Below are 23,898 nucleotides of genomic sequence, written 5' to 3'. Positions count from 1 at the left end.
AAGGCGATCAAACTAGGTTTTGATGTCTATTCCTGATTTTACGCTGATAAAAGCGTGTGTTGAAATAAGCGCGCGCCAGAAAGCGGCAGATCACCAAGGTGGCGGCCGCCATCGGCAAGGCCAGCAGCAGGCCGGCGAAGCCCAATAACTGCCCGAAGGCGAGCAGGGAAAAGATCACCGCCACCGGCGACAGGCCGATGCGCTCGCCCACCAGCCAAGGCGTGATCAGCAGGCTTTCCAGCAATTGTCCGGCGCCGAACACGCCCAGCACCAGCAGCACCTCGCCGGCGGAATCGAACTGCAGCGCGGCGGCCAGGCCCGCCAGCGCGAAACCGAGAAAAGTGCCCAGATAGGGAATGAACACCAGCAGGCCGGCCACCACGCCGATGGCGATGCCGGACTCCAGGCCCAGCAAGGCCAGGCTGGACGCGAAGATCACCGCCATGATCAGCATCACCGACAGCTGGCCGCGCAGGAATTCGCCCAGCACCCTATCCAGCTCCCGCGCCAGGGCCGTCACCTCGTCCGCCCAGCGCCGCGGCACCAGCGTGGCCAGCGTCGCCGCCATCCGCGGCCCGTCCTGCAGGAAATAAAACAACAGCACCGGCAGCAACAAGAGATTGAACAACAAGCCGGCCAGCATGAAACCGCTCTGGGTGGCGCGCAGGGCCACCGCCGACAGCGCGCTCTTCAAGGCGCCGGCGTTGGCGGCCAGCACCCGCTTCCAGCCGGCGGCGTCCAGCTCCAGCTGGATGGCGAACTCGGCGCGCAGCCAGGGCAGCACCCGGCCCTGGGCGAAGTCCACCAAGACCGGCAAGCGGTCTATCAGGCCCTGGGTCTGCTTGAACAGCATGGGCGCCACCACCAGCAGCAAGGCGAAGGTGGCGGCCATGCCGGCCAGCGTCACCAAGCCGGCGACCAGCGGCCGCGGCAGGCCTTTGCCGGCCAGATAGCGCATCGCGGGATTGAGCACATAGGCCAGCACCGCGGCCACCGCGAACGGCGTCAGCGCGGCCGCCAACTGCTGCAGCAGCCAGCCGGCGAACAGCAGCGCTGTTGCGCCGATGACCCAGGGAATCAGACGGTTTTGGGAGCGTTTCATCGCGACTTCAGTTAAAATGTGCTGCTTTCGCGTCGGCGAAAGCTTGATGTAAAAATACTTCAAGATTTGCAGAAAGCGAGTTTACCTTGAACACCACTTCCCTCAGTTACCGTGATGCCGGCGTCGACATTGATGCCGGCGACGCGCTGGTCGAGAACATCAAGCCTTATGCCAAGCGCACCATGCGCCCGGAGGTGATCGGCGGCATCGGCGGTTTCGGCGCACTGGTGGAGATTTCCAAGAAATACAAGGAACCGGTGCTGGTTTCCGGCACCGACGGCGTCGGCACCAAGCTGAAACTGGCCTTCGACTGGAATCGTCACGATACCGTGGGCATCGACCTGGTGGCAATGAGCGTCAACGACATCCTGGTGCAAGGAGCGGAACCGCTGTTCTTCCTCGACTATTTCGCCTGCGGCAAACTGGACGTGCCCCAAGCCACCGACGTGATCAAGGGCATCGCCGCCGGTTGCGAACAGGCCGGCTGCGCGCTGATCGGCGGCGAGACCGCGGAAATGCCCGGCATGTACCCGACCGGCGAATACGATCTGGCGGGCTTCGCCGTCGGCGTGGTGGAGAAGAGCGCCGTGATCAGCGGCCGCGACATCGCCCCGGGCGACGTGGTGCTGGGCCTGAAATCCAACGGCGTGCACTCCAACGGCTACTCGCTGGTGCGCAAGATCATCGACCGCGCCCAGCCGGACCTGGACGCACCGTTCGAGGACGGCCGCAGCCTGCGCGACGCCATCATCGCCCCCACCCGCATCTATGTGAAGCCTCTGCTCAAGCTGATGCAGGCGCTGCCGGTCAAAGGCATGGCCCACATCACCGGCGGCGGCATCACCGAGAACACGCCGCGCGTGCTGCCGGAACATGTCGTCGCCCAGATCGACGCCGCGGCCTGGCCGCAGCCCAAACTGTTCCAGTGGCTGCAACAGGAAGGCAAGGTCGATAGCCAGGAAATGTACCGGACCTTCAACTGCGGCATCGGCATGGTGGTGATCGTGGCGGCGGAACAGGCGGAACAGGCCGTCGCCCTGCTGCAGGCCGAAGGCGAGACCGCGTACCGGATCGGCGCGGTGCGCGCCCGCAATGGAGACGAACATCAAACTCAGATCGCCTAAAGCGCTGCGTTGGATGCTACTGGCGCCGCTGGCCCTGCTGGCGGCGTTTGTCATTTATCGCGAGGCCGCCATCCTGGCCGACCTCGATCGCTGCCTGGACCTGGGCGGCGGCTGGCACGAACAAGAGTTGCGCTGCATCACCGATGCCGCCGACTGGGAACACTATCTGGCAAAGTCTCCGTCGATTCCATCATGAAGAATATCGTCATCCTGATTTCAGGCCGCGGCTCCAATATGCAGGCCATCGTCGACGCCAAGATCGCCGGCGCGCGCATCGCCGCGGTGATCTCCAACCGACCCGACGCCGCCGGCCTCGCCTGGGCGGCCGAGCGCGGCATCGCCACCGCGGCGCTGGACCATAAAGCCTTCGCCAGCCGCGAAGACTTCGACGCCGCGCTGGCGCAGCTGATAGACGGCCACCAGCCGGACCTGGTGGTGCTGGCCGGCTTCATGCGCATTCTCAGCGCCGGCTTCACCCGCCGCTACGAAGGCCGCATGCTGAACGTGCACCCCTCGCTGCTGCCGGCCTTCACCGGCCTCAACACTCACCAGCGCGCGCTGGAAATGGGCTGCAAGGTGGCCGGCTGCACCGTGCACTTCGTCACCGCCGAGCTGGACCACGGCCCCATCGTCGCCCAGGGCGTGGTGGAAGTGCTGGACGGCGACAGCGCCGACACGCTGGCCGAACGCGTGCTGCAACTGGAACACCAGCTCTACCCGGCCGCAGTGCGCCGCTTCGTCGCCGGCGAGCTGAACATCGTCGCCGGCAAGATCGCCAGCCGCGCCGCGCTTGCCGGCAGCCTGATGGCGCCCGCGCCCTGAACCCATGAAAAGCCGTCGCCTGATCCTGCTGGCCCTGGCCCTGTCGCTCGCCCTGCATCTGGGCGTGCTGGGCTCCGGCCTGCTGCCGGAAGCGGCTTTGGAACTGCCCCCGGATCAGGACTTGCGCAGCATCAGCGTCAAGATGCAGGCGCTGGACGCCGATGAGCCGGCGGCCAAGCCGGCGCCGCAAGGCGCGGTCGCCCAATTGCGGCCGGCCGCGCCCAAACCGGCGCCGGCCAAGCCCAAGCCCGCCGCCAAGAAGACGGAGGCGTCGGCGCCGCAGGCGGCGTCGGAGCCGATGGCCGCCCAGGCGCGGCCAAACAAGAACGCCGGCAGCGCGCCGCTGGCGGAGGCCAAGCCCGACGCCTCCATGCCCGACGCGGAGAACAAACTCGCCTCGTCGGCGCCGGTCGCCGATAATGTGGCGGCGAACGACAAGGACGAGGCCAGCGCGCCGGCGGCCGAAACCGCCGCAGCCGACGACGGCTACCTCCACCCCAAGAGCAAGTTGCGCGGCTTTCCGCGCCAGGCCACACTGGGCTACCAAGTGTTCTGGGGTTCGGTCATGGCCGGCACCGGCACGCTGGAATGGAGCCGCGGCAACGGCGGCTACCGCCTGGACATCAGCGCCAATCCCTTTATCGGCCCGAAGCTGCGCTATCTTTCCGAGGGCGGCTTCCAGCTAAAAAACGGGTTGCGGCCGGACAGCCTACAAGCCTGGCGCGGCGAGCAAGCCAAAGAGTCCGCGCATTTCGACTACAATGCGGGTCAGCTGCGCTACGGCGACCAGGGCGACAAACTGCTGGACCTGAAGCCCGGCGCCCAGGACGTATTCAGCCTGGCTTTCCAGCTGGGGCTGAAAGGCGGCGAACTGGGACCGGAAGCGATCCAGATCACCACCGGCAAAAAAGTGTACGAGTACCCGATGCGCCCCAGCGGCGAAGCCGTTTACGACACCGGCGCGGGCAAGATCCGGGTCATCGTGTTCCGCGCCGAGGGCAACGGCGACATTAATGAATTCTGGCTGGCGCCGGAATTCTCCAATCTGCCGGTGCGCATCAAGCGCACCGACAAGGATAAGCGGATCGACCTCAGAGCCGTCCGCATCGACGTGAACGGCGCGCCGCAATGGAAGCTGCCGCCGCAACCCACGAGAAAACACAAGAATGACTATTAATCACCATCAACTGAAACATATCGAAACCGTCATCGGCCAGATGATACGCTTCGACCGCCCGGCCGACGCGGTGCTGTCGGCCTATTTCCGCGAACACAGCAAACTGGGCGCCAACGACCGCCACATCATCGCCGAAACCGCCTTCGGCGCGCTGCGCCGCCTCTTGCAGCTGCGCGCGCTGATCGCGCCGGACAAGGCCACCCCGCGCCGGCTGGCCCTGGTGGCCCTGCTGAAAATCCACAGGCTCAACGTCAAGGAGCTGGGCGATGCCGCCAGCGCCGGCGAAAAGGAATGGCTGGGCCAGATCAAGGGCAAGGCGCTGCCGGCCAGCCTGGAAGTGGACGCCGAACTGCCGCAGTGGGTGATAGAACGCCTGGGTGAACAGACGCCGGAACAGGTGATCGCGCTGGGCAAGGGCCTGGCCGAAGGCGCGCCGCTGGATCTGCGCGTCAACACCATGAAGATGAAGCGCGACGAATTGCTGGGCCGGCTGCAGGCCGACGGCCTCGAGTGCGAAGCCACGCCCTACTCTCCGCTGGGCATCCGTCTCAAAACCAAGCCCTCGCTGGCCAAGCACGAGCTGTTCAAGGCCGGCGTGTTCGAAGTGCAGGACGAAGGCAGCCAGCTGCTGGGCCTGATCACCGGCGCGCGCCGCGGTGAAATGGTCGTCGACTTCTGCGCCGGCGCCGGCGGCAAGACTTTGCTGCTGGGCGCGCAGATGGCTTCCAGCGGCCGCTTGTACGCCTTCGACGTTTCGGAAAAGCGCTTGGCCAAGCTGAAACCGCGCCAGGCGCGTTCCGGCCTGTCCAACGTCCACCCGCAGCTGCTGGCCTCGGAAAACGACACCAAGGTCAAGCGCCTGGCCGGCAAGGCCGACCGCGTGCTGGTGGACGCGCCCTGCTCCGGCCTGGGCACGCTGCGCCGCAATCCGGACCTGAAATTCCGCCAGAGCCCGGAGAGCGTGGCCGAGCTGAACGCCAAACAGGCGTCCATCCTGGCCTCCGCCGCCCGCCTGGTGCGCGCCGGCGGCCGCCTGGTCTACGCCACCTGCAGCCTGTTGCCGCAGGAGAATCAGGACATCGTCGCCGCCTTCCTGGCCGATCACCCCGAGTTCAAGTTGGTGAAAATGGACGAGGTGCTGGCGGAGCAGAAGATCCCGCTGCAAATGGGCGATTATCTGGAACTGAAACCGCAGTTGCACAATACCGACGGCTTCTTCGCCGCGGTGCTGGAAAAAAACGCCTGAGCATGCTCAAACCCCGGCCCTTGATGCGGCCGGGGTTTGTCATTCCGGGCAATACGCCTTACCATTGAATATTAGAAAAATCTCACATATTCATTCGCAAAGGCCGGCTCCATGCCAGACACCCCCACTGCCAGACAAGTCCGCAGCCGCGTCCAGCGCCGCCTGCGTTACCTCTACTTGTCCGCAGTCCTGTGGCGTCGCCACATCCCGATCTGGACCGCCGCCATTCTGATTGGCCTGATGGCCAGCGTCTTCGCCAACGGCAGCCATCTGTCGCACGCCATCTTCACCCGCATCTACGACAACTCGCCGTACTGGAGCCTGCTGATCACTCCGGCTGGCCTCGCCCTGGCCATCTGGCTGATGCGCCATTACTTTCCCGGCTCCGCCGGCGGCGGCATCCCGCAGTCCATCGCCGCGCTGGAAGGCGGCATGCAGGCGCTGCGCGAGCGCATCCTGACCATACGCGCCGCCATCGGCAAAATGCTGCTGACCCTGATCGGCATCAGCTCCGGCGCCACCTTCGGCTATGAAGGCCCCATCGTGCAGGTGGGCGCGGCCATCAAATACTCGCTGAACCGCCACGCGGCGCTGCGCCACGAGGGCGCGGCGCGCAGCTTCATCCTGGCCGGCGGCGCCGCCGGCGTGGCCGCCGCCTTCAACGCGCCGCTGGCCGGCATCGTGTTCGCCATCGAGGAAATGGGCCGCACCTTCGATTTGCGCGCCAGTTCCACCATCCTGCTGTCCGTGATCGTCTCCGGCCTGACCGCCACCGCCATCCTCGGCAATTACAGCTATTTCGGCATGGTGTCGGTGAATATGGAACTGGAGCAGTCCTGGCTGGCCATCCCGGTCTGCGGCATCATCGGCGGCCTGCTCGGCGGCGTCTGCTGCCGCATCATGCTGGCGCTGACCCAGCGCCTGCCCGGCCCGCTGCACGGCTGGCGGCTGCAAAAACCGGTGCTGTTCGCCGCCGGCTGCGGCCTGGCGCTGGCGGTGATCGGCATCGCCAGCGACGGCGTCACCTTCGGCACCGGCTATTTCCGCGCCCGCGAAATCATCGAGGGCAGCGGCGCCGGCATGCAGGGCTACGGCCTGCTCAAACTGCTCAGCATGTTCATCAGCTTCATCAGCGCGGTGCCCGGCGGCATGTTCGCGCCGTCGCTGGCGGTGGGCGCCGGCTTCGGCCTGAACATGGCCAATCTGCTGCCCTTTCTGCCGCAGACCCTGATCGTGCTCTTGGGCATGGTGGGCTTCTTCGCCGGCATGACCCGCGCGCCGATGACCGGCTTCATCATCGTGATGGAGATGACCGACTCCTCGGCGATGATCATCCCCTTGATGGCCACCGCGCTGCTGGCGTCCAATGTGTCGCGGCTGATTACCCGCCGCGCGCTCTACGACGGCCAGGTGCACATCTTCCTGCGGCAATGGCACGCCGCGCAGGCGGCGCCCGCTGCGAAGCAAATTGACCCGCGGGCGGCCGAAAAGTAAAATAACCCATTGAAACGCTCGGGTATTTCGCCGCAGGCGGCCCCGCAGCCACATTGACGATCCAAGCAAGGACCACTGAATGAGCGCGCAACAAACCATCCAGCAAACCGTGACCGACAACCCGGTAGTGCTGTTCATGAAGGGCTCGGCCCAATTCCCGCAATGCGGCTTCTCCTCCCGCGCGGTGCAAATCCTCAAGGCCTGTGGCCTTGAACAGTTCGCGACCGTGGACGTGCTGCAAGACGCCGACATCCGCCAGGGCATCAAGGACTTCTCCAACTGGCCGACCATTCCGCAGCTCTACGTCAAAGGCGAGTTCGTCGGCGGCTCCGACATCATGTATGAAATGTTCCAAAACGGTGAATTGCAAGAGCTGCTGAAAGACCTGTAAGCGCCTCTCCCAGGTCCCGGCCAAGGCCGGGACCTTTGTTTTTGAAGCGGAATTTAGCGTTTCGAAAACACCCGCCATGTCATACAATCAGGGTGACATCCGCTTGCCCGACCCAAATCGCCCCATGCCGACACATCAGGAAACCAAAGCCGCCCTCAGCCCCGCCAGCGCCATGCCCATCGAAGAGATCTGGCGCGCCTTGGTCAACGATCAGCTCATTCCCTGGTTTCAGCCGATAGTCGAAATCTCCAGCCGCAAGGTGATCGCCGCCGAGGCGCTGGCGCGCTGGCAGCACCCGGCGCTTGGCGTGCTGTCCCCGGTCAGCTTCGTGCCGGCAATGGAAGAGCGCGGCATGATTCGCGAACTCACTGAACTGATCCTGGAAAAATCGCTGTACGCCTGCAGCGACTGGCAGGAGCGCGGCCACGACATTCCGGTCACCATCAACCTGACCTCGATGTCGCTGGACGATGAAAGCCTGTGCGAGCAATTGCTGCAGAAAGTGCGCATCCTGGGCCTGGAGCCGGCCAAGCTGACGCTGGAATTCTCCGAATCCACGCTGCGCCAGCACTGGCAGAAGGCCGACGCGCAGCTGTCCCAGTTGCGCGCCGCCGGCTTCGGCATCGGCATAGACGAGTTCGGCATCGGCGTCACCCTGACCGACAAGCTGTTGATCAGCCATTTCAGCCTGCTGAAAGTGGACCGCGCCTTCGTGCAGGGCGTCAGCTCCAATCAGCATCTGCAAGCCATCCTGCGCGAAGACATCGGCCTGGCCAAGGCCTCCGGCCTCACCACGGTGGCCATCGGCGTGGAGGACAGCGCCGACTTGGCCACGCTGGCCGAGCTGGGCTGCGACGCGGTGCAAGGCTATATCTGCAGCCCGCCGCGGGCCGCCGCCGAATTCTTGCAGTGGATTTCGGAATGGGAAAAGGGGTAAAATACCGCCCCATACCAAATACCCCGCACCGGCAGCCCGGGATCATCGAAGGCTGCCGGCTTCATAATTAATACCAAGAGCTGCTTTTGGCGCGCCCGCGCCGAAAGCAGCTCTTTGCCAAGGTATGGGAACGTCTCATGAACATCACCGTCGTCCAGCATCCGCTGGTGCAACACAAGCTCGGCCTGCTGCGCGAAGCCGACACCAGCACCATGAAATTCCGTCAGCTGACCCAAGAGCTGGCGCGCCTGCTCGCCTATGAAGCCACCCGCGACTTCGAACTGGAAAGCGTCACCATAGACGGCTGGTGCGGCAAGATCGACGTCCAGCAGATCAAGGGCAAGAAGGTCACCGTGGTGCCCATCCTGCGCGCCGGCATCGGCATGCTGGACGGCGTGCTGGACCTGGTTCCCTCGGCCAAGATCAGCGTGGTCGGCCTGGCCCGCAACGAAGAAACGCTGGAACCGGTGTCCTATTTCGAGAAGTTCGTCGGCAATCTGGACGAGCGCATCGCCATCATCATCGACCCGATGCTGGCCACCGGCGGCTCCCTGGTCGCCACCATAGACCTGCTCAAGCGCAACGGCTGCAGACAGATCAAGGCCGTGGTGATGGTGGCCGCGCCCGAAGGCGTGAAGATCGTCAACGACGCCCACCCGGACGTGCAGATCTACGCCGCCTCGCTCGACAGCCACCTGAACGAGCACGGCTACATCATCCCCGGCCTGGGCGACGCCGGCGACAAGATCTTCGGCACCAAGCAAGCCTGATCATGAGCCCGTCCAGCGCCGCTGCTCCCACTCCGGAAGCGGCGCTTTTTTGCGCGCCCAGCCCGGCCCCAAGCATGAAAATACGTCCCGCTACCGCAAGCGACCTCGCGGCGATCTGCCGCCTGGCCGACGAGATCAACCTACAGCACCATCGCGCGCTGCCGCACATCTTCGCCGCCAACGGCGCCGCCGACCGCGACCGCGCGTTCTGGGCCGGCCTGCTGGACGCGCCCGGCGGCGCGCTGCTGCTGGCGGAATCCGGCGGTGAGGTCAGCGCTTTCATCGCTCTGTCCCTGCTGGAACTCACCCTGCCCTTCCTGCGGCCGCGCCGCATCTGCCGCGTCACCACTCTGGTGGTGACGGCGGCTGAGCGCGGGCAAGGCCAAGGCAGCGCGCTGCTGGCGGCGGCCGAAGACTGGGCGAGGCGGCATTCGGCCGACGAGATCCGCCTGGAGGTGAAGGACTTCAATCAGGCCGCGCTGAATTTCTACCTGCGTCGCGGCCTGGAACCGCAGTCGCGCATTCTGGGCAAGCGGCTGGACCAGGCCCTCGCCCCCCATTCAGACCAAGACGAGCCAAAAGGTTAAAACCATGTTCCAACAACTCAAGCTGGCCGTGTCCGGCGCCCAGATCCTGTTCGTCGCCTTCGGCGCGCTGGTGCTGGTGCCGCTGCTGACCGGCCTCAATCCGGCGATGGCGCTGCTGGGCGCCGGCGTCGGCACCCTGCTGTTCCAGCTGTACACCGGGCGCCAGGTGCCGATCTTCCTCGGCTCCTCCTTCGCCTTCATCGGCCCCATCATTTATTCCATGCACACCTGGGGCCAGGGCGCGACGCAGTTCGGCCTGTTCTGCGCCGGCTTCATGTATTTCCTGTTTTCCGCCGTGGTCCGCTGGCGCGGCATGGCCTTCGTCAACCGGCTGCTGCCCCCGGTGGTGATCGGCCCGGTGATCATGATCATTGGCCTGTCGGTGGCCTCCGCGGCCTCCGGCATGGCGATGGGCGTCGCCGGCGGCAAGCAGGTGACGCCTTACGCGGTGTCCATGCTACTGGCGGCGATCTCGCTGGCCACCACCGTCATCGTGTCCATCTACGCGCGCGGCCTGTTCAAGCTGGTGCCCATTCTGGCCGGCGTCATCGTCGGCTACATCGCCGCCGCCCTGCTCGGCGTGGTGGACTTCGCCAAGCTGGCCGCCGCGCCGTGGTTCGCGATGCCCGCCTTCCACAGCCCGGAAGTCAATTGGGCCGCCGCGCTGTTCATGCTGCCGGTGGCGATTGCGCCGGCCATCGAGCACATCGGCGGCGTGATGGCGATAGGCGGCGTCACCGGCAAGGACTACACCAAGTCGCCCGGTCTGCACCGCACCCTGTCCGGCGACGGCCTGGGCGTCTGCGTGGCCGGCCTGATCGGCGGCCCGCCGGTCACCACCTACGCCGAAGTCACCGGCGCGGTGATGATCACCCGCAACTTCAACCCGGTCACCATGACCTGGGCCGCGCTGTTCGCCATCGCCATGGCCTTCTTCGGCAAGTTCAACGCGCTGCTGCAGTCCATCCCGCTGCCGGTGATGGGCGGCATCATGGTGCTCTTGTTCGGCACCATCGCCTCCATCGGCCTGAAGACCCTGATCGAGGCCAAGGTGGACCTGATGGAACCGCGCAATCTGGTGATCATCTCGGTGGTGCTGACCTCCGGCATCGGCGGCCTCAGTCTGAAGCTGGGGGATTTCGAGCTGGCCGGCGTCGGCCTGTGCTCGCTGCTGGCCATCGTGCTGAACCTCTTGCTGCCCAAGCGCGCCGCCAGCCATGACGGCATCGTCGAGGGCCAGGACGTGTAAGAAGCTGTTTACGATCTGCTGCGCTTCGTGAGACGTGGCATGGCGAGTACGCCTTCGAAATGCTCATGTACCACGTGTACATTCCGCTTTCTCAGCCGTTTTCGCCTTGTCTCGCCTTAGCTCGCGAGATCGTAAACACGCTCTAAGAACCCCCACGCAATTGAGCCTATCCGGCCGGCCTCCTCGCGGACGCCGGCTTTTTCACGGCCGCAGCTCGCCCGCCTCCACCGCCTGCTCCAGCCGCTGGATGAACCACTGCAAAGCCTTGCCCGGCTGCGCCTGCTTCCAGGCGAAACACATCTGGTGGTCCGGGCTGTCCTCGGCCACCTCCTTGGCCACCAAGTCCCCGCTGGCCAGATAAGGCCCCACCATGGAGCGCGGCAGATAACCGCTGCCCAGGCCGGCCAGGATCACGTCCAGCTTGGCGCGGCTGCTGTGCACGGTCAGCACGTCCTGGCCGTCCAGCAAACCGCCGGTGCGCGGCTGCAAGCGCCGCGAGGTGTCGCCTATCGCCACCGCGCGGTGCTGGCGCAACACATGCGGCGGCAGCGGCTTGTCCTCCGCCGCCAGCGGATGGCCGGCGGCCACCACCAAGACAAAATCGTAACTGCCTATGGTGCGGGTGAAATAATCCCCGGGCGGCGGCATATTGGGCGCGCCTATCACCAGATCGGCGCGGTCGTCGTACAGCGCGTCCCAGGTGCCGCCGAAAATCTCGCTGCGGAAAATCAGCCGCGTGGCCGAGGCCAGTTGATCGAATTCCGCGATCAAGGGAATCACCTGGGCGAAATCCACCAGGTCTCCGATCACGATGCGCAACTGATGTTCCCAGCCCTGAGCCTGCTTGCTGACCCGCAGCTCCAGCTGACGCGCCGCGTCCAGCAGATGCCGGCCGTCCTTGAGCAGGCGCTCGCCGGCCGGCGTCAGCCGGGCGCGGTGGCCGCTGCGGTCGTAGATCTGCACGCCCAGACTCTGCTCCAGTTTCTGCACGGTATAGGTGACCGCGGACGGCACCCGGAACAGGGCGTCCGCGGCGGCGGCGAAGCTGCCGTGATTATCGATGGCGTCCAGCACCAGCAAAGCGTCGAGAGATAGTTTCATATTCAAATTTACTGATGGTTCAGTGCAAATCATTCCGCTATCTGCGGCGAAAAAACATCCTTAATATTCAGTCACTAAGTCGCACAGCCCGCCAGAGCAGGCTAAGCGACTCCTTAGCGGAACGCCGGATCGATTCTAGCATTTTGAACATCCTCGCCGCCGCCAAGCCACTCAATCACACAAGGATTTTGACCATGTTGAAGCAAACTCTTATCGCCGCCCTGTCTCTGATCGTTCTGTCCGGCGCCGCCGCCGCCGGCGGCGAGGGCGCCGGCAACGCTCGTGAAATGCGCGAACGCATGCAAGCCCAGATCGACGCCAAGCAGGCCCAAGCCCCGGCCCAGGCTCCGCAAGCCAAATAAGCGCCCATCCCACACTTTACAAGGAATTCACCATGTTGAAACACAGCCTTATCGCAGCCCTGTCCCTGATCGTTCTGTCCGGTGCCGCCACGGCCGGCGGCGAAGGCGCCGGCAACGCCCGTGAAATGCGCGAACGCATGAACGCCCAGATCGCCGCCAAGCAAGCGCCGACAGCGCCTCAAACCAGCCAGGCCGGCCGATAATCCGGCTTTGTAAACGCCGTCAAAACTCATTAGCACACGCTCACAATCGTTTACCGCACTGCGGCAAAGCCCGCCATAGAATGTCGACTCAAGCCCTGCCGCCGGATGCAGCAAGTCCGGCCCCGGCAAGATCGCAATGAAAGGAAACCATCATGAAAAAGACCGTACTCACCGCGCTGTCCCTGATCATTCTGTCCGGCGCAGCCATGGCCGGCGGCGAAGGCGCCAGCAACGCCCGTGAAATGCGCGAGCGCATGGAGGCCCAGATCGCCGCCAAGCAAACCGCCGCGCAGCCAAGCGCGGCAGCCGGCGCTCAGACCAGCCAATCCGCCAGCTAAGATGGCGAACCGCCCCCTCCCGCCCGCGCTCCGCGGCGGGAGGCCAGGCCCCGCGAAACGCGATTCACACTCGTTTGCAAATTGATCACCGCCATGGCCGGACAAAGTCCCTGCCTTCACTAGAATTCAATGGCGATGCAGGCCGCCCAAACAGCGACAGGCTTCGCCAGGCCCGCAGCCGACCTCCGTCGACGCCCTGCGCCGAGCCGGTCGACCGGTCGATTTGCCATGAAAGGAAACATCATGCTGAAGAAAACCGTACTGACCACCCTGTCCCTGATCCTGCTATCCGGCGCCGCGATGGCCGGCGAAGGATTGTCCAATATGTGGGAAATGCGCGCGCGCATGGACGCTCAGCTGCAAACGCAGCAACCGGCGCCGCAAGCGCAGGACGCCGCCGGCAAATAAGCACGCAGCCGCGCCAGCGCCCGCCCACGCGGGCGCTTCGTCATTCCGGCCGCCGCAAACGCGCCATGATCAAGGTGTCTTCATAACGGCCGGCGCGCAGTTGCTCCATCCGCCGTCGCCCTTCCAGTTCGAAACCGAATTTGCGATACAGGGCGATCGCCGGCTCGTTGTCGTGCACCACCGCCAGCTCCACCCGCAACAATCCCAACCAGTTGTCGGCCAGCTCCAGCAGCGCCCGCAACAAGGCGGAGCCCACGCCGCGGCCGTGCCAGTCCGGATGCACGACGATGAACAGGCTGGCCGCGTGCCGGATGCGCGGACGCTCGTCGCCTATCAGGCCGGCATTGCCTATCACCCGCCCTTCGGCGTTGCAGGCCACCAGGGAATGCACATGCGGCGGCGTGTGCGCCAGCTTCCGCCGCCAGTCTTCAACCGATTGGTAGGGCAGTTGCAAAGTATTGGCCACCACCTCCTCCAACACCATCATCGCCGCCAAGACGGGCGCGTCTTCCGGCTCCACCTTGCGGATATGCAGTCCATCCACGATTCACCTCCTGTCGATTATTGCGATTCGGCCTTTGAGTCATCATCAACGGAACGGGATAAGGCCGGCAAGCGAAAATGACAAAAGGATTTCAGCGCGGCGCAAGCCCACGTCAAAACAGGTATCCTGAATGCTGCGACAAACCCCTCACACGCCCCAAGGAGCGCATTATGCTGATGCACAAGGAGTTGGCCAGCCTGCTGGTGGTGGACGTCCAGGAAAAACTCGCGCCGGCGGTCGTCGACGCGGCCGGCATGGCGGCGCGCTGCCGCTGGCTGATCAGCGTGGCCGGCGACCATGGCCTGCCGGTGGTGTTCTCGGAGCAATATCCGCGCGGCCTGGGCCACACCCTGCCCGAGCTGCTCGCCCAGGCGCCGGAACCCAAGGTGGTCGAGAAGACCCATTTTTCCTGCGTCGCCGCCCACTGTCTGCCGGACGCCGTGCTGGCCCGGCCGCAAGTCATCGTCTGCGGCATGGAAGCGCATGTTTGCGTGCTGCAAACCGTGCTGGAACTGCTGGAGCTGGATAAGCGGGTCTTCGTGGTGGCGGACGCGGTGTCCAGCCGCAAGGCGTCCGACATTGAACTGGGCTTGCAAAGGATGCGCGATGCCGGAGCCGTCATCGTCAGCAAGGAGATGGTGCTGTTCGAATGCTTGCGCCAGGCCGGCAGCGAGCACTTCAAGCGGATGAGCCAGCGCTATCTGGTGGGCGAGCAGCCCTGATACGCTGAAAATGAAACGGGGTCGCCGGCTTCGCCGATCGACCCCGATCCAAGGCGGCTTTGCCGCTCTCTTATCCCCTTTGGAGACTGGCGCGAGACGCCGGGCCATGCCCTGACGTCACCAGATCGCTTTATAGTTAGCAATTGCCGTGCCAAGTTAACAATCACAGGCCAAGCCTTTGATTCATTAACAAATTCGCAACACAAAATCATCCAAAGCATGGTGTAATGAAGAGCTGCCGGCATACATTGCACCAAATCAAGGCAAGACGGCCGAGCGGCCGCACCAAAAATGTGCAACGCGCGGCAGCCGGCTGAACTTTCTCAGCCGGCCCGCCGCCTAATACCCGGCTACACTGGAACGGTCTTGCATCCGGCCCGGCCCAACGCCGCGGCCCATGCGCAACGCCCCCTCAACGGGCCGCCCCGGCGGCCCGCCACGATAACGACAATAGGAAACACATCATGCAAGCAAGCGCTTTCAAGGACATCCTCAACACCCTGCCCGCCGTCGACGACATTCGCGCCATCGTGCTGCTGGACGCCAGCGGCGAGCCGGTCGGCCGGCTGGACAATCAGCCCGGCACCGCCGGCTCGGTGCGCGTCTACCACGCCCTGATCAAGACCCACGGCCATATCGACCGCAAGGCCGCGCGCGAGGGACTGGCGCTTTACGCCGAACACACGCCGGACGCGCGCGCCAATCCGGGAAAACACCCCAATATCGACCGCCTGCTGTCCATCGCCGAGGCCGACGCGCCCGGCTTGCGCGCGCGCCTGGTGCTGAGCCAGGACGATTGATCCGCGCCCCGGCGCGCGCCCAAACAAAAAGCCCGCTCGAATGAGCGGGCTTTTTGATAAAGCGTTCCTGAAAACAGGAATTAAGCTTCGGCAACCACCACGATCTTGATCGGGGTCACGACGTCGTGATGCAGAGCGATCTCGATGTCGTACTCGCCGATGGCCTTGAACGGGCCGTTCGGCAGGCGAACTTCGGTGCGCTTAACCGCAACGCCGAAGGCGGTCACGGCTTCAGCCACGTCGGCGTTGGTCACGGAACCGAACAGACGGCCGTCAACGCCGGCTTTCTGAGCGATGGTGACAACGGCTTCGTTCAGCTTCTCGGCGCGGACCTTGGCGTCGGCCAGGATCTCGGCTTGCTTGGCTTCCAGTTCGGCGCGACGAGCTTCGAACTGTTTCAGGTTGGCTTCGGTAGCGCGCTTGGCTTTGCCTTGCGGGATCAGGAAGTTACGACCGTAACCATCCTTGACTTTAACCACATCACCCAGTTGACCCAGGTTGGCAACTTTTTCGAGCAGAATGATTTGCATCTTTTAAGTTCCTTTTCCCGGCTTAGTGCTGGTCGGTGTACGGCAGGAAGGCCAGGAAGCGAGCACGCTTGATAGCGGTGGTCAGCTGACGCTGGTAGCGGGCCTTGGTGCCGGTGATGCGAGCCGGAATGATTTTGCCGTTTTCGGCGATGAAGTCTTTCAGGAGATCAACGGATTTGTAGTCGATTTCCTTGATGCCTTCTGCCGTGAAGCGGCAGAACTTCTTGCGCTTGAAGAGTTGACGAGCCATTTTGACTAACCTTTTACAAATTCAACATATTCGATATTGAGCACTAACCGCGGATTCCTGAGGCTGCGCTGGGACAGAAAGCCGGTGAGATTCACCGTGTTTCCCGCCAGTTTCCCGGAAAACTTCCGGGCGTCTTCGCCTATCAGCACGGCCTGTATTTCGCAGGCCACATCCCGATCAAAACCGTGAGCTGTCTGTCTGGACTGATGCTTGAGCCACATTTCCAACACCGGCAAGCCGGCGGGCGTGTATCTCAGCGCATCCTCTCGGTCGACCGTGGCGGTCAGCGCCAGACGGTTCTGCAAGACTTTGCTCCGGCCAATTAGGCGGAAGCTTCAGCCTCGGCTGCCGGCTGCTGGGCATCCAGCAGGTTCTTGGCCTTTTCGTCCTTCATCATCGGGGACGCTTCGGTAACCGCGCGCTCCAGCTTGATGGTCAGGTGACGCAGAACAGCGTCGTTGAACTTGAAGGCGTGTTCGATTTCGGCCAGGGTCTCGGACTGGCACTCTACGTTCATCAGAACGTAGTGAGCCTTGTGCAGCTTCTGGATCGGGTAAGCCAGTTGACGGCGGCCCCAGTCTTCCAGACGGTGGATCTTGCCCTCAGCGGCCAGAACCATGCCCTTGTAGCGCTCGATCATGGCCGGAACCTGTTCGCTCTGGTCCGGGTGGACGATGAACACGATTTCGTAATGACGCATGTTAACTCCTTGTGGCTATTGAAGCCTTTTGCCATGCAGTTGCAAAAGGCAAGGGGTTGAAACCGCAGCATTCTACGCGTTAAGCCGGCGGCAGGCAAATAAATCAGGGGCTTCCGCGCGGAATGGCGGCAAGGCTGTGGCGAAGACGGGATTCGGAATCCGCCCCAAGTCGCGGTTCAAAGCCTCGCAAGCGAGGGCGAGGCAAGGCGAAAACGAGCGAAAAAGCGAAATGTACGAGGGAGGTACATGAGCATTCTGAGCTCGTACTCGCCGTACAACGCTTCACGACGCGCAGCAGACCTTGAACAGGTTCTCAGAGCTTTTTGTCGCGGGAGATATCCACCACCACCCCATTGCTCAGCGTCACCGTGGTGGTATAGGGCACGGCGTCGTTGGCGAGCCAGGACAGCGAGCGGGTGCTGGTTTCCACCACCGCGTTGGCGTCCTTGGTTTTGACCGTGGGGCCGTTGCTGCTGTAATCGGGCGCGCCGGCCTGGGACACCAGTTCGGCCTCGGACATGCCCTTGTGCAGCTTGATGTAGACCTCGAACGGAATCGGCCCCGCCGCGGCCAGCGCGGAAGCGAGGGACAACAGGACGGCGAGCGGGGTTTTCATATGCATTCCTTTGCGGCGACGCGGCTCAGCGCACTTTTTTGACCACGTCTATCAGTTCGGTGACCATGCCGGTGGCGTCGCCCTGATGCAGCGCGCGCGCCACGCAGCCTTTCATGTGATTTTCCAGCAATTGCATCGACACCGCGTCCAGCGCCGATTTGACCGCGGCCACCTGGGTCAGGATGTCCACGCAATAACGGTCCGCCTCCACCATGCCGCTGATGCCGCGCACCTGACCCTCGATGCGCGCCAAACGCTTGATCAGCGCGCTCTTGCCCGGCTGCACCACGGTTTTGTCGGAAAGCGGGGCCGCTGCGTCACAACAGCCGTCCTGCGGTTTTTCTTGCGTCATGTCCATCCTAATCCAAGCGGGTTCAAAGCGAGCCCGGCCGCCGTCCGGCGGGCCGGGCTGCGGCCATTGTGACGCAGTTGCGCGCGGCCGCCTAGGCCTCCACCCGCAGCATGCCCATCATCCCCGCGTCTTCGTGCTCGAGGATGTGGCAATGGAACATGCGCAGGCCCGGCATGTCCTGGCGGAAACGCAGCCGCAGCGTCTCGCCGGCGGAGACGTTGGCCACGTCGCGCCAGGCCAGGAACGGTTCTTCGCGCCAGACGCCGTCCTTGCGGCGCGCCAGCGCCTGGAACTGGGTGCCGTGAATGTGGAAGGGGTGGTCCATATCGGCCTCGTTCACGATCTCCCACTCCTCCACCGCCCCCACCTTGCCCAGGAAGTCCGCCCGCTCCATGTCGAAGGTCTTGCCGTTGATCAGGAACATCGCGGCGGGATTGGCCATGTCTTCGGACAACACCACCCTGCGCCGCACCGCCGGCGCGCCCAGGGGCCGGATTTCACGCAGCCGCTCAGGCAGCGGCGCCGTGGCTTTGGCGACGGCGCCCCGGCGCAGCTCCAGCAGCGTCAGGCTCGCGTCCTGCTCGGCCGACATCATCTTGCCGCGCCGATACGGCAGGGCCAGCAGGCCGGCGCCGTGGCCGGGCGCGAAGCGTCCGGTCACCACCAGCTCGGCGCGGGCGCCGGGCGGCAGCGTCAGGCTGTCGATGCGTCGCGGCCGCTGCAGCAGGCCGCCGTCGCTGCCCACCAGTTCCAGTTCGTGGCCGGGCAGGGCCAGCTTGAGCACGCGCGCGCTGCTGGCGTTCCAGACCCGCCAGCGCTGGCGCTCGCCGACGCCCAGCGTCAGATGCGGCCGCCAGGCGCCGTTGACCAGCAGGAACTGGCCTTCGCGGCCGTCCATGCGATCGGCTTCGCTATTGGCCGCGATCTTGCCGTCGGCGTCCAGCTTCAGGTCCGACAACACCAGTCTTTGCTCCGGCAGATGCGCCAGCGGATCGCTGCGGCTCTTGACCACGAACACGCCAGCCAGTCCCCTATAGACCTGCTCGGCGGTATGTCCGTGCGGGTGCGGGTGATACCAGTAACTGCCGGCGCAGCCCTGCGGCAAGGTAAAGCGGTATTCGCGGCTCCCTCCCGGCGGCACCGGGTCTTGCGGATTGCCATCCTGGTCAGCCGGAATCGGCAGGCCGTGCCAATGAATGGTGGTGGGCTGGGACAGGCGGTTTTCGAAATGCAGCCGCAATTCGTCGCCTTCGAACACTTCTATCGTCGGCCCCGGCACCTGGCCGTTATAGCTCCAGAACACGGTGGCGGGCTTGCCGGGCAACAGCGGCAGCGCCTGCGCGCCGGCGCTGAGCGCCGTGCTGAACACGCCGGGCAAGGCGCTCTGGTTGCGCAACAGCGGCAGGGCCGGCAAAGCCAGGCCCGCCGGCAGGCCCAAAGCGGCCGCGGCCGGCATTGTCTCCGCCGCCGCGCCCATGCCGCCATGTCCCATCGCCGCGTGATCGACGGCGGGCGGCTGCGCCGCCCAGACCTGCCGCAACAACGGAACCAGAGCCAACGCCGCGCCGGCGCCGATGAATCCACGTCTATCCATCACTGCACTCCCCCTCTCGCAAATAGGATACCCAGGTAAGGTATCAACAAGACTGCGGCGGCGCCAGATCGGTTCCGTATTCTGTCTACTTTTTTAGGCTCGTATCTGATCACAGTCAAACCCCGCACCCAAGAAAAAGCCCCCGAGGACGGGGGCTGGGCGGTGCGGGTGGCCAGGGCTCAATCGGCCTTGGCCTGCGCCAGCGTGCGCTGGCGGCGGCTTTCCGACAGCACCATGCCGGCGGACACCGACACGTTCAGGCTTTCCACCGTGCCGAACATCGGGATGGACACCAGCACGTCGCAGTGCTCGCGGGTCAAGCGGCGCATGCCCTCGCCTTCCGAGCCCATCACCCAGGCCAGCGGGCCGGCGGCGTCGCAGTGGTAGAGGTCGGTATCCGCTTCCATGGTGGTGCCGGCGATCCAGATCCCGGCGTCTTTCAAGTCGCGCAGCGTGCGCGCCAGATTGGTGACCGTGAGATAGGGAATCACCTCGGCGGCGCCGCACGCCACCTTGGATACGGTGGCGTTGAGGCCGGCGGAACGGTCCTTGGGCGCGATCACCCCGTGCGCGCCCATCGCGTCCGCCACCCGCAGGCAGGCGCCCAGATTGTGCGGATCGGTGACGCCGTCCAGGATCAGCAACAAGGGCGGTTCGCTCAGATTGTCCAGCACGTCGTCCAGGTGCACGAAGTTTCGGCTGGCGTCTATCATCGCCGCCACGCCCTGGTGGCGGGCGTTGCCGCTCATGCTGTCCAGGCGTTCCTTGTCGACGATGTGCAGCTTGATGCCCTCCTCGGCGGCCTTGTCCAGCACCGCCTTGGCGCGGGCGTCGTGGCGGCCGCCGGCCAGCCAGACTTCCAGCAGGCTCTTGGGGTTCTGCCACAGACGGGCATTGATGGCGTGAAAGCCGTGGATCAGGCGTTTGTTGCTCATGGCGATTCTCTAATGACAATCCCGCCATTTTAGAGCGCGCGGCGGTTCAGGGCAAAACCGGCTTGCGTTCAGCTGCCCAGCACCTCCACGCCGGACATCAGCCCGAGCTGCCGCTGCTCGCCCACGGCGACGATGCCGGCCAGCAAGGCGGGCAATTCCGCCGCCGGCACCGGGCGGCCGAAGTGATAGCCCTGCAGCAAGGCGCAGCCCTTGCTGGTGAGGAATTGCGCCTGGCGCTCGCTCTCCACGCCCTCCGCCACCACTTGGAACTGCAGCTTGCGCGCCATCGCCAGAATGGCTTCGGCGATGGCGGCGTTGTCGCCGTCGTCCGGCAGGCCTTCGACGAAGGATTGATCGATCTTCAAGGTATCCAGCGGAAAACGCTTCAGATGGGACAGCGAGGAGTAACCGGTGCCGAAATCGTCGATCGACAGACCCACGCCCAGCGCCTTCAATTCGCCCAGCTGGCGCACCGCCTCGCCGGGGTTGAGCATGATCATGCTTTCGGTGATTTCCAGCTCCAGCCGCGCCGCGGACAGGCCCGCCGCCCGCAACGCCTCCGCCACCTTGAGCGGCAGCAGCTGCTGTTCGAACTGGCGCGCGGACAAATTCACCGCCAGCCGCGGCACCGCCACGCCCTGACGGTCCCAGACCGCCAATTGGCGGCAGGCTTCCTGCAGCACCCAGTCGCCTATGGGCTTGATCAGGCCGGTTTCCTCCGCCAGCGGGATGAAGCGGCCCGGCGGCACCAGGCCCAGTTGCGGATGGCGCCAGCGGATCAGCGCTTCCGCGCCCAGCACCCGGCGGCTGACCGCGTCCACCTGCGGCTGGTAATGCAGTTCCAGCTCGCCGCGCTCCAGCGCCAGCCTCAGGCCGTTCTCCAGCAATAGGCGTTCGAAGGTCTGGGTGTTCATTTCCGCGGCGAAGAACTGGTAAGTGTTCTTGCCCGCCTCCTTGGCGCGGTACATCGCCACGTCGGCGTTCTTGAGCAGGGTCTGGGCATCGGTGCCATCATTGGGGTAGACGCTGATGCCTATGCTGCCGGTGACGTAGACTTCGTGGTTTTCCAGCCGCAGCGGCTGGCCCAGCGCCGCCAGCGTGTCCTCGGCGGCGGTCACCAGCGCGGCGGCGTCCTTGAAGCCGGTCATCACCAGGGTGAACTCGTCGCCGCCCAGCCGCGCCAGCAGGCCGCGCGCCCCCACCGCCCGTTGCAGGCGCAACGCCGTCTCGCGCAACAACTCGTCGCCGGCCTGATGGCCGAAGGAGTCGTTGATCAGTTTGAAACGGTCCAGGTCGATGAACATCACCGCCAGCGAGCCGCTGGCGCAATCCAGGCTGATGATGGCCTCGTCCAGACGCGTGGTCAGGCTGCTGCGGTTGGGCAGCTGCGTCAGCGGATCATGATTGGCCAGAAACTGCAGACGTTCCTCGGACTGCTTGCGCAGGGTGATGTCGGAGAACACCGCCACGTAATTGCTGAGCGCGCCGCCAGCGTCGCGCACCGCCGAGATCGCCAGCTCGGCCGGATACCACTCGCCGCTCTTGCGGCGGTCCAGCATCTCGCCCTGCCAATGGCCGCCGCCCGCCAGCGCCTCCAGCATCGCCTGCCGGCTCAGCTGTTTCTGATCGCCAAAAATGCGCGACACCTTGCCCAGCGCCTCGGCCTCGGCGTAACCGGTGATGCCGCTGAAGGCGTGGTTGACCGCGATGATACGCGCCTCGGCGTCCATCAGCAGAATGCCTTCCGCCGAGTTTTCGAACACCTTGGCCGCCAGCCGCAGATTGGCGTCCGCCGCCAGCCGTTCGGAAACATCCATCACCACGCCGATGATGGCTTTCTTGCCCTCGTAGTCGAACAGCCGGCTGTGGATTTCCACGTCCACCACCACGCCGTCCTGGCGCACCGCGCGGGTGCCGTATTGCAGCACCGCGATGTTCTCACGATAGCGCTTGACGATTTGCTGGCGGATGCGCGCGGCCTCGCCCGGCACCAGCAGTTGCTCCAGCCCCATGCCCTCCATTTCCTTGGGCTGATAACCGATGATGGCGGCCAGCTTGGGGTTGGCGTAGATCAGCTTCTCGTCCTGCAGGATGTAGATGCCCACCAGCGATTGCTCCACCAGCGCGCGGTAACGCTCCTCCGTTTCGCGCTTGGCTTTCTGCTCCTGACGGGTTTGGGTGATGTCGGTGTCCACGCTGCCCACCCCGGCCGGGCGGCCATGGGCGTCGAACAAGGGAAACTTGGTGACCAGCAAATGGCTGAGCACGCCGTTGAACAGAAAGCTCTCCTCGAACTGGCGCGGCTCCAGGCAGGACAGCACCACCGCGTCCTGCTCGCGGATCTGGGCGGCGTCCTGCTCGTCGAACAGCTCCTCCACCGTTAGACCCTGCATGCCCTGAGGGGCGCGCCCCACCCGGCGCGCATAGGCGGCGTTGGCCAGCAGAAACCGGCCGTCCAGCCCTTTAAGCGACATCATATTGGGACTGTTGTTGACCAGGGACTCCACCCGCGCGCGAAACTCGCGCAGCGCGCTCTCGTTCTGACGATGGCCGTCGGCCAAGACCGACACCAGCAGGGTGGCGCAACTCAAGGCCAGGGTCAGCGCCACCTCGCTGGCGCCGTTGAGCACGCTGGCGTGCATGGTCAGCTCCGGCGCCAGCACGTATAGCGACAGCAGGCCGAGCACCCAGGCCCCCACCAGCGCCGCGCCGCGGAAACCGACGCGGAAAGCCGCCCACAGCATCAGCGGGAAAAACAGCAATTGGCAGGGCAGCGAATAGGCGACACTGCTGCCCAGCAGGCTGAACCACATCACGCTGGCCAGGGCTAGGATCAGGGCGGTTTCCAAGACCTGGCGCCGCGTCGGCGGCGCGCCGGACGCGTACAAGGCCGGCGGCGCGCACAAGGACAGGGCCAGGCCGGACACGCCCCAGGCCTGCGCCGCCCACGACCACAAGCCCTCCATGCCGAACCAGCGCCAGCCGGCGCCGGCGGCCAGGCCGGCCAAAAGCACCGAGGGATAGCAGGCGAGCCGCAGCAGCAGCCGCAGCAAGTCCGCCGGCTGACGCACCGCCAGCCCCCCGCGCAGGCCGGCCGCGTATAGGCCGGGCGCCAGCGCGTACAGGCTGATCAGCAGCAGGGCCGCCCATTGCGGCGGCGACCATTGCGCCGCCAGCGCGGCGGCGGCCAGCGGCCACCACCAGGACTGGCGCCAGCCGCGACGCAAAAAACGATAGCTCCATACACCGTGGGCGAGGAAGGCCGCCAGCGAAAATCCCAATACCGGCTCGCGCGGCCAAAAAGCCGTGCACGCCAAAAACCCCAGAAACACCGCCGCGTCCCGGCAAGCCGATCCGACTGTCACGCCACCCCGCCCCCATTCGCGCCGGCGCCCCGCCGCGCGCCGAAATTAATTTTGCATTAACAAATCAAGCGCATATATGCCAAACGAAAAACAAAATCACCCGGCTGACATACAATATATGCAATTGCCGGATGCAGCCAGACAATGACGATGAAAATATTCACCCCGCTGGACACAAG

General features: G+C 64.8%; 29 protein-coding genes. 17 read left to right on the top strand and 12 right to left on the bottom strand.

The window, feature by feature from the left end:
• Window positions 1-7: 7 nt before the first annotated feature.
• Window positions 8-1,102, bottom strand: a complete 1,095-nt coding sequence (locus tag JC616_RS05060; RefSeq protein ID WP_227107051.1) for an AI-2E family transporter — start codon at window positions 1,100-1,102, stop codon at window positions 8-10.
• An 86-nt stretch (window positions 1,103-1,188) separates the two neighbouring features.
• Between JC616_RS05060 and purM the strand changes: the two genes are divergently transcribed.
• The 11 genes from purM to JC616_RS05005 all read left to right on the top strand — a co-directional run bounded on the left by purM (window position 1,189) and on the right by JC616_RS05005 (window position 10,899).
• The gene (gene purM, locus JC616_RS05055) at window positions 1,189-2,226 is read left to right on the top strand and encodes a phosphoribosylformylglycinamidine cyclo-ligase (RefSeq protein ID WP_107798228.1); all 1,038 of its coding nucleotides are present in this window, start codon (window positions 1,189-1,191) and stop codon (window positions 2,224-2,226) included.
• On the top strand, window positions 2,195-2,422 hold the full coding sequence (locus JC616_RS05050; RefSeq protein ID WP_146176566.1) for a hypothetical protein: 228 nt from the start codon (window positions 2,195-2,197) through the stop codon (window positions 2,420-2,422). Before purM ends, JC616_RS05050 begins: the two co-directional genes overlap by 32 nt.
• Complete coding sequence (gene purN, locus JC616_RS05045; protein WP_107798226.1) at window positions 2,419-3,048, top strand: phosphoribosylglycinamide formyltransferase; 630 nt, start codon at window positions 2,419-2,421, stop codon at window positions 3,046-3,048. The genes JC616_RS05050 and purN overlap by 4 nt, the downstream gene beginning before the upstream one ends.
• Window positions 3,049-3,052: 4 nt before the next feature.
• Window positions 3,053-4,225 carry a DUF3108 domain-containing protein gene (locus JC616_RS05040; RefSeq protein ID WP_227107049.1) on the top strand — a complete coding sequence of 391 codons (1,173 nt, stop codon included), beginning with the start codon at window positions 3,053-3,055 and terminating at the stop codon, window positions 4,223-4,225.
• The gene (locus JC616_RS05035; RefSeq protein WP_404990270.1) at window positions 4,221-5,471 is read left to right on the top strand and encodes an RsmB/NOP family class I SAM-dependent RNA methyltransferase; all 1,251 of its coding nucleotides are present in this window, start codon (window positions 4,221-4,223) and stop codon (window positions 5,469-5,471) included. Before JC616_RS05040 ends, JC616_RS05035 begins: the two co-directional genes overlap by 5 nt.
• Before the next feature lie 111 nt (window positions 5,472-5,582).
• Window positions 5,583-6,965 (top strand): chloride channel protein, encoded by a 1,383-nt coding sequence (locus JC616_RS05030; protein WP_107798223.1) that lies wholly within the window; start codon window positions 5,583-5,585, stop codon window positions 6,963-6,965.
• Window positions 6,966-7,044: 79 nt separating this feature from the next.
• On the top strand, window positions 7,045-7,356 hold the full coding sequence (grxD, locus tag JC616_RS05025; RefSeq protein WP_107798222.1) for a Grx4 family monothiol glutaredoxin: 312 nt from the start codon (window positions 7,045-7,047) through the stop codon (window positions 7,354-7,356).
• 124 nt (window positions 7,357-7,480) lie between these two features.
• The gene (locus tag JC616_RS05020) at window positions 7,481-8,293 is read left to right on the top strand and encodes an EAL domain-containing protein (protein ID WP_107798221.1); all 813 of its coding nucleotides are present in this window, start codon (window positions 7,481-7,483) and stop codon (window positions 8,291-8,293) included.
• Window positions 8,294-8,430: 137 nt separating this feature from the next.
• On the top strand, window positions 8,431-9,063 hold the full coding sequence (gene upp / locus JC616_RS05015) for a uracil phosphoribosyltransferase (RefSeq protein ID WP_227107045.1): 633 nt from the start codon (window positions 8,431-8,433) through the stop codon (window positions 9,061-9,063).
• Window positions 9,064-9,137: 74 nt separating this feature from the next.
• Window positions 9,138-9,650, top strand: a complete 513-nt coding sequence (locus JC616_RS05010) for a GNAT family N-acetyltransferase (RefSeq protein ID WP_227107044.1) — start codon at window positions 9,138-9,140, stop codon at window positions 9,648-9,650.
• Window positions 9,651-9,654: 4 nt separating this feature from the next.
• The gene (locus JC616_RS05005; protein ID WP_107798218.1) at window positions 9,655-10,899 is read left to right on the top strand and encodes a uracil-xanthine permease family protein; all 1,245 of its coding nucleotides are present in this window, start codon (window positions 9,655-9,657) and stop codon (window positions 10,897-10,899) included.
• Window positions 10,900-11,100: 201 nt separating this feature from the next.
• Here JC616_RS05005 and JC616_RS05000 read toward each other — a convergent pair whose 3' ends face one another.
• Window positions 11,101-12,000, bottom strand: a complete 900-nt coding sequence (locus JC616_RS05000; RefSeq protein ID WP_227107041.1) for a LysR family transcriptional regulator — start codon at window positions 11,998-12,000, stop codon at window positions 11,101-11,103.
• A gap of 194 nt (window positions 12,001-12,194) precedes the next feature.
• On the opposite strand from JC616_RS05000, the gene JC616_RS04995 reads away from it, so the two are divergent.
• The 4 genes from JC616_RS04995 to JC616_RS04980 all read left to right on the top strand — a co-directional run bounded on the left by JC616_RS04995 (window position 12,195) and on the right by JC616_RS04980 (window position 13,311).
• Window positions 12,195-12,362: a hypothetical protein gene (locus JC616_RS04995; protein ID WP_227107039.1), complete on the top strand. Its 168-nt coding sequence runs from the start codon at window positions 12,195-12,197 to the stop codon at window positions 12,360-12,362.
• Between the two features lie 32 nt (window positions 12,363-12,394).
• Complete coding sequence (locus JC616_RS04990) at window positions 12,395-12,565, top strand: hypothetical protein (RefSeq protein WP_199225798.1); 171 nt, start codon at window positions 12,395-12,397, stop codon at window positions 12,563-12,565.
• Between the two features lie 152 nt (window positions 12,566-12,717).
• Complete coding sequence (locus tag JC616_RS04985; protein ID WP_227107036.1) at window positions 12,718-12,903, top strand: hypothetical protein; 186 nt, start codon at window positions 12,718-12,720, stop codon at window positions 12,901-12,903.
• Between the two features lie 243 nt (window positions 12,904-13,146).
• Window positions 13,147-13,311, top strand: coding sequence for a hypothetical protein (locus tag JC616_RS04980; protein WP_227107035.1), 165 nt, complete (start codon window positions 13,147-13,149; stop codon window positions 13,309-13,311).
• Between the two features lie 40 nt (window positions 13,312-13,351).
• On the opposite strand, the gene JC616_RS04975 is transcribed toward JC616_RS04980, so the two are convergent.
• Window positions 13,352-13,855, bottom strand: coding sequence for a GNAT family N-acetyltransferase (locus JC616_RS04975; protein WP_227107034.1), 504 nt, complete (start codon window positions 13,853-13,855; stop codon window positions 13,352-13,354).
• Window positions 13,856-14,025: 170 nt separating this feature from the next.
• On the opposite strand from JC616_RS04975, the gene JC616_RS04970 reads away from it, so the two are divergent.
• A complete protein-coding gene (locus tag JC616_RS04970) occupies window positions 14,026-14,577 on the top strand; it encodes a hydrolase (protein WP_227107033.1) in 552 nt (183 codons plus the stop codon).
• A gap of 464 nt (window positions 14,578-15,041) precedes the next feature.
• Window positions 15,042-15,377 (top strand): DUF2322 family protein, encoded by a 336-nt coding sequence (locus tag JC616_RS04965; RefSeq protein WP_227107032.1) that lies wholly within the window; start codon window positions 15,042-15,044, stop codon window positions 15,375-15,377.
• An 80-nt stretch (window positions 15,378-15,457) separates the two neighbouring features.
• Here the strand turns inward: JC616_RS04965 and rplI are convergent, their stop codons facing one another.
• The 9 genes from rplI to JC616_RS04920 all read right to left on the bottom strand — a co-directional run bounded on the left by rplI (window position 15,458) and on the right by JC616_RS04920 (window position 23,635).
• Window positions 15,458-15,907, bottom strand: a complete 450-nt coding sequence (gene rplI / locus JC616_RS04960; RefSeq protein WP_048410928.1) for a 50S ribosomal protein L9 — start codon at window positions 15,905-15,907, stop codon at window positions 15,458-15,460.
• 22 nt (window positions 15,908-15,929) lie between these two features.
• Window positions 15,930-16,157 (bottom strand): 30S ribosomal protein S18, encoded by a 228-nt coding sequence (gene rpsR, locus JC616_RS04955; protein ID WP_011137185.1) that lies wholly within the window; start codon window positions 16,155-16,157, stop codon window positions 15,930-15,932.
• Between the two features lie 5 nt (window positions 16,158-16,162).
• Complete coding sequence (gene priB / locus JC616_RS04950) at window positions 16,163-16,462, bottom strand: primosomal replication protein N (protein WP_048415985.1); 300 nt, start codon at window positions 16,460-16,462, stop codon at window positions 16,163-16,165.
• Between the two features lie 17 nt (window positions 16,463-16,479).
• Entirely contained in the window at window positions 16,480-16,857 is a 378-nt protein-coding gene (rpsF, locus tag JC616_RS04945; protein WP_048410930.1) for a 30S ribosomal protein S6, read from the bottom strand.
• Between the two features lie 313 nt (window positions 16,858-17,170).
• Window positions 17,171-17,473: a hypothetical protein gene (locus tag JC616_RS04940; protein ID WP_048415984.1), complete on the bottom strand. Its 303-nt coding sequence runs from the start codon at window positions 17,471-17,473 to the stop codon at window positions 17,171-17,173.
• 25 nt (window positions 17,474-17,498) lie between these two features.
• Window positions 17,499-17,825 carry a metal-sensitive transcriptional regulator gene (locus JC616_RS04935; protein ID WP_043632821.1) on the bottom strand — a complete coding sequence of 109 codons (327 nt, stop codon included), beginning with the start codon at window positions 17,823-17,825 and terminating at the stop codon, window positions 17,499-17,501.
• A 91-nt stretch (window positions 17,826-17,916) separates the two neighbouring features.
• Window positions 17,917-19,419: a multicopper oxidase family protein gene (locus JC616_RS04930; protein ID WP_227107031.1), complete on the bottom strand. Its 1,503-nt coding sequence runs from the start codon at window positions 19,417-19,419 to the stop codon at window positions 17,917-17,919.
• Between the two features lie 179 nt (window positions 19,420-19,598).
• The gene (gene rlmB, locus JC616_RS04925; RefSeq protein ID WP_227107030.1) at window positions 19,599-20,354 is read right to left on the bottom strand and encodes a 23S rRNA (guanosine(2251)-2'-O)-methyltransferase RlmB; all 756 of its coding nucleotides are present in this window, start codon (window positions 20,352-20,354) and stop codon (window positions 19,599-19,601) included.
• Window positions 20,355-20,422: 68 nt separating this feature from the next.
• On the bottom strand, window positions 20,423-23,635 hold the full coding sequence (locus tag JC616_RS04920) for a sensor domain-containing protein (protein ID WP_227107029.1): 3,213 nt from the start codon (window positions 23,633-23,635) through the stop codon (window positions 20,423-20,425).
• Between the last annotated feature and the right edge of the window lie 263 nt (window positions 23,636-23,898).

Source organism: Chromobacterium rhizoryzae, assembly GCF_020544465.1.
Classification (GTDB): domain Bacteria; phylum Pseudomonadota; class Gammaproteobacteria; order Burkholderiales; family Chromobacteriaceae; genus Chromobacterium.
This window is presented reverse-complemented; position numbering and strand designations above follow the sequence as displayed.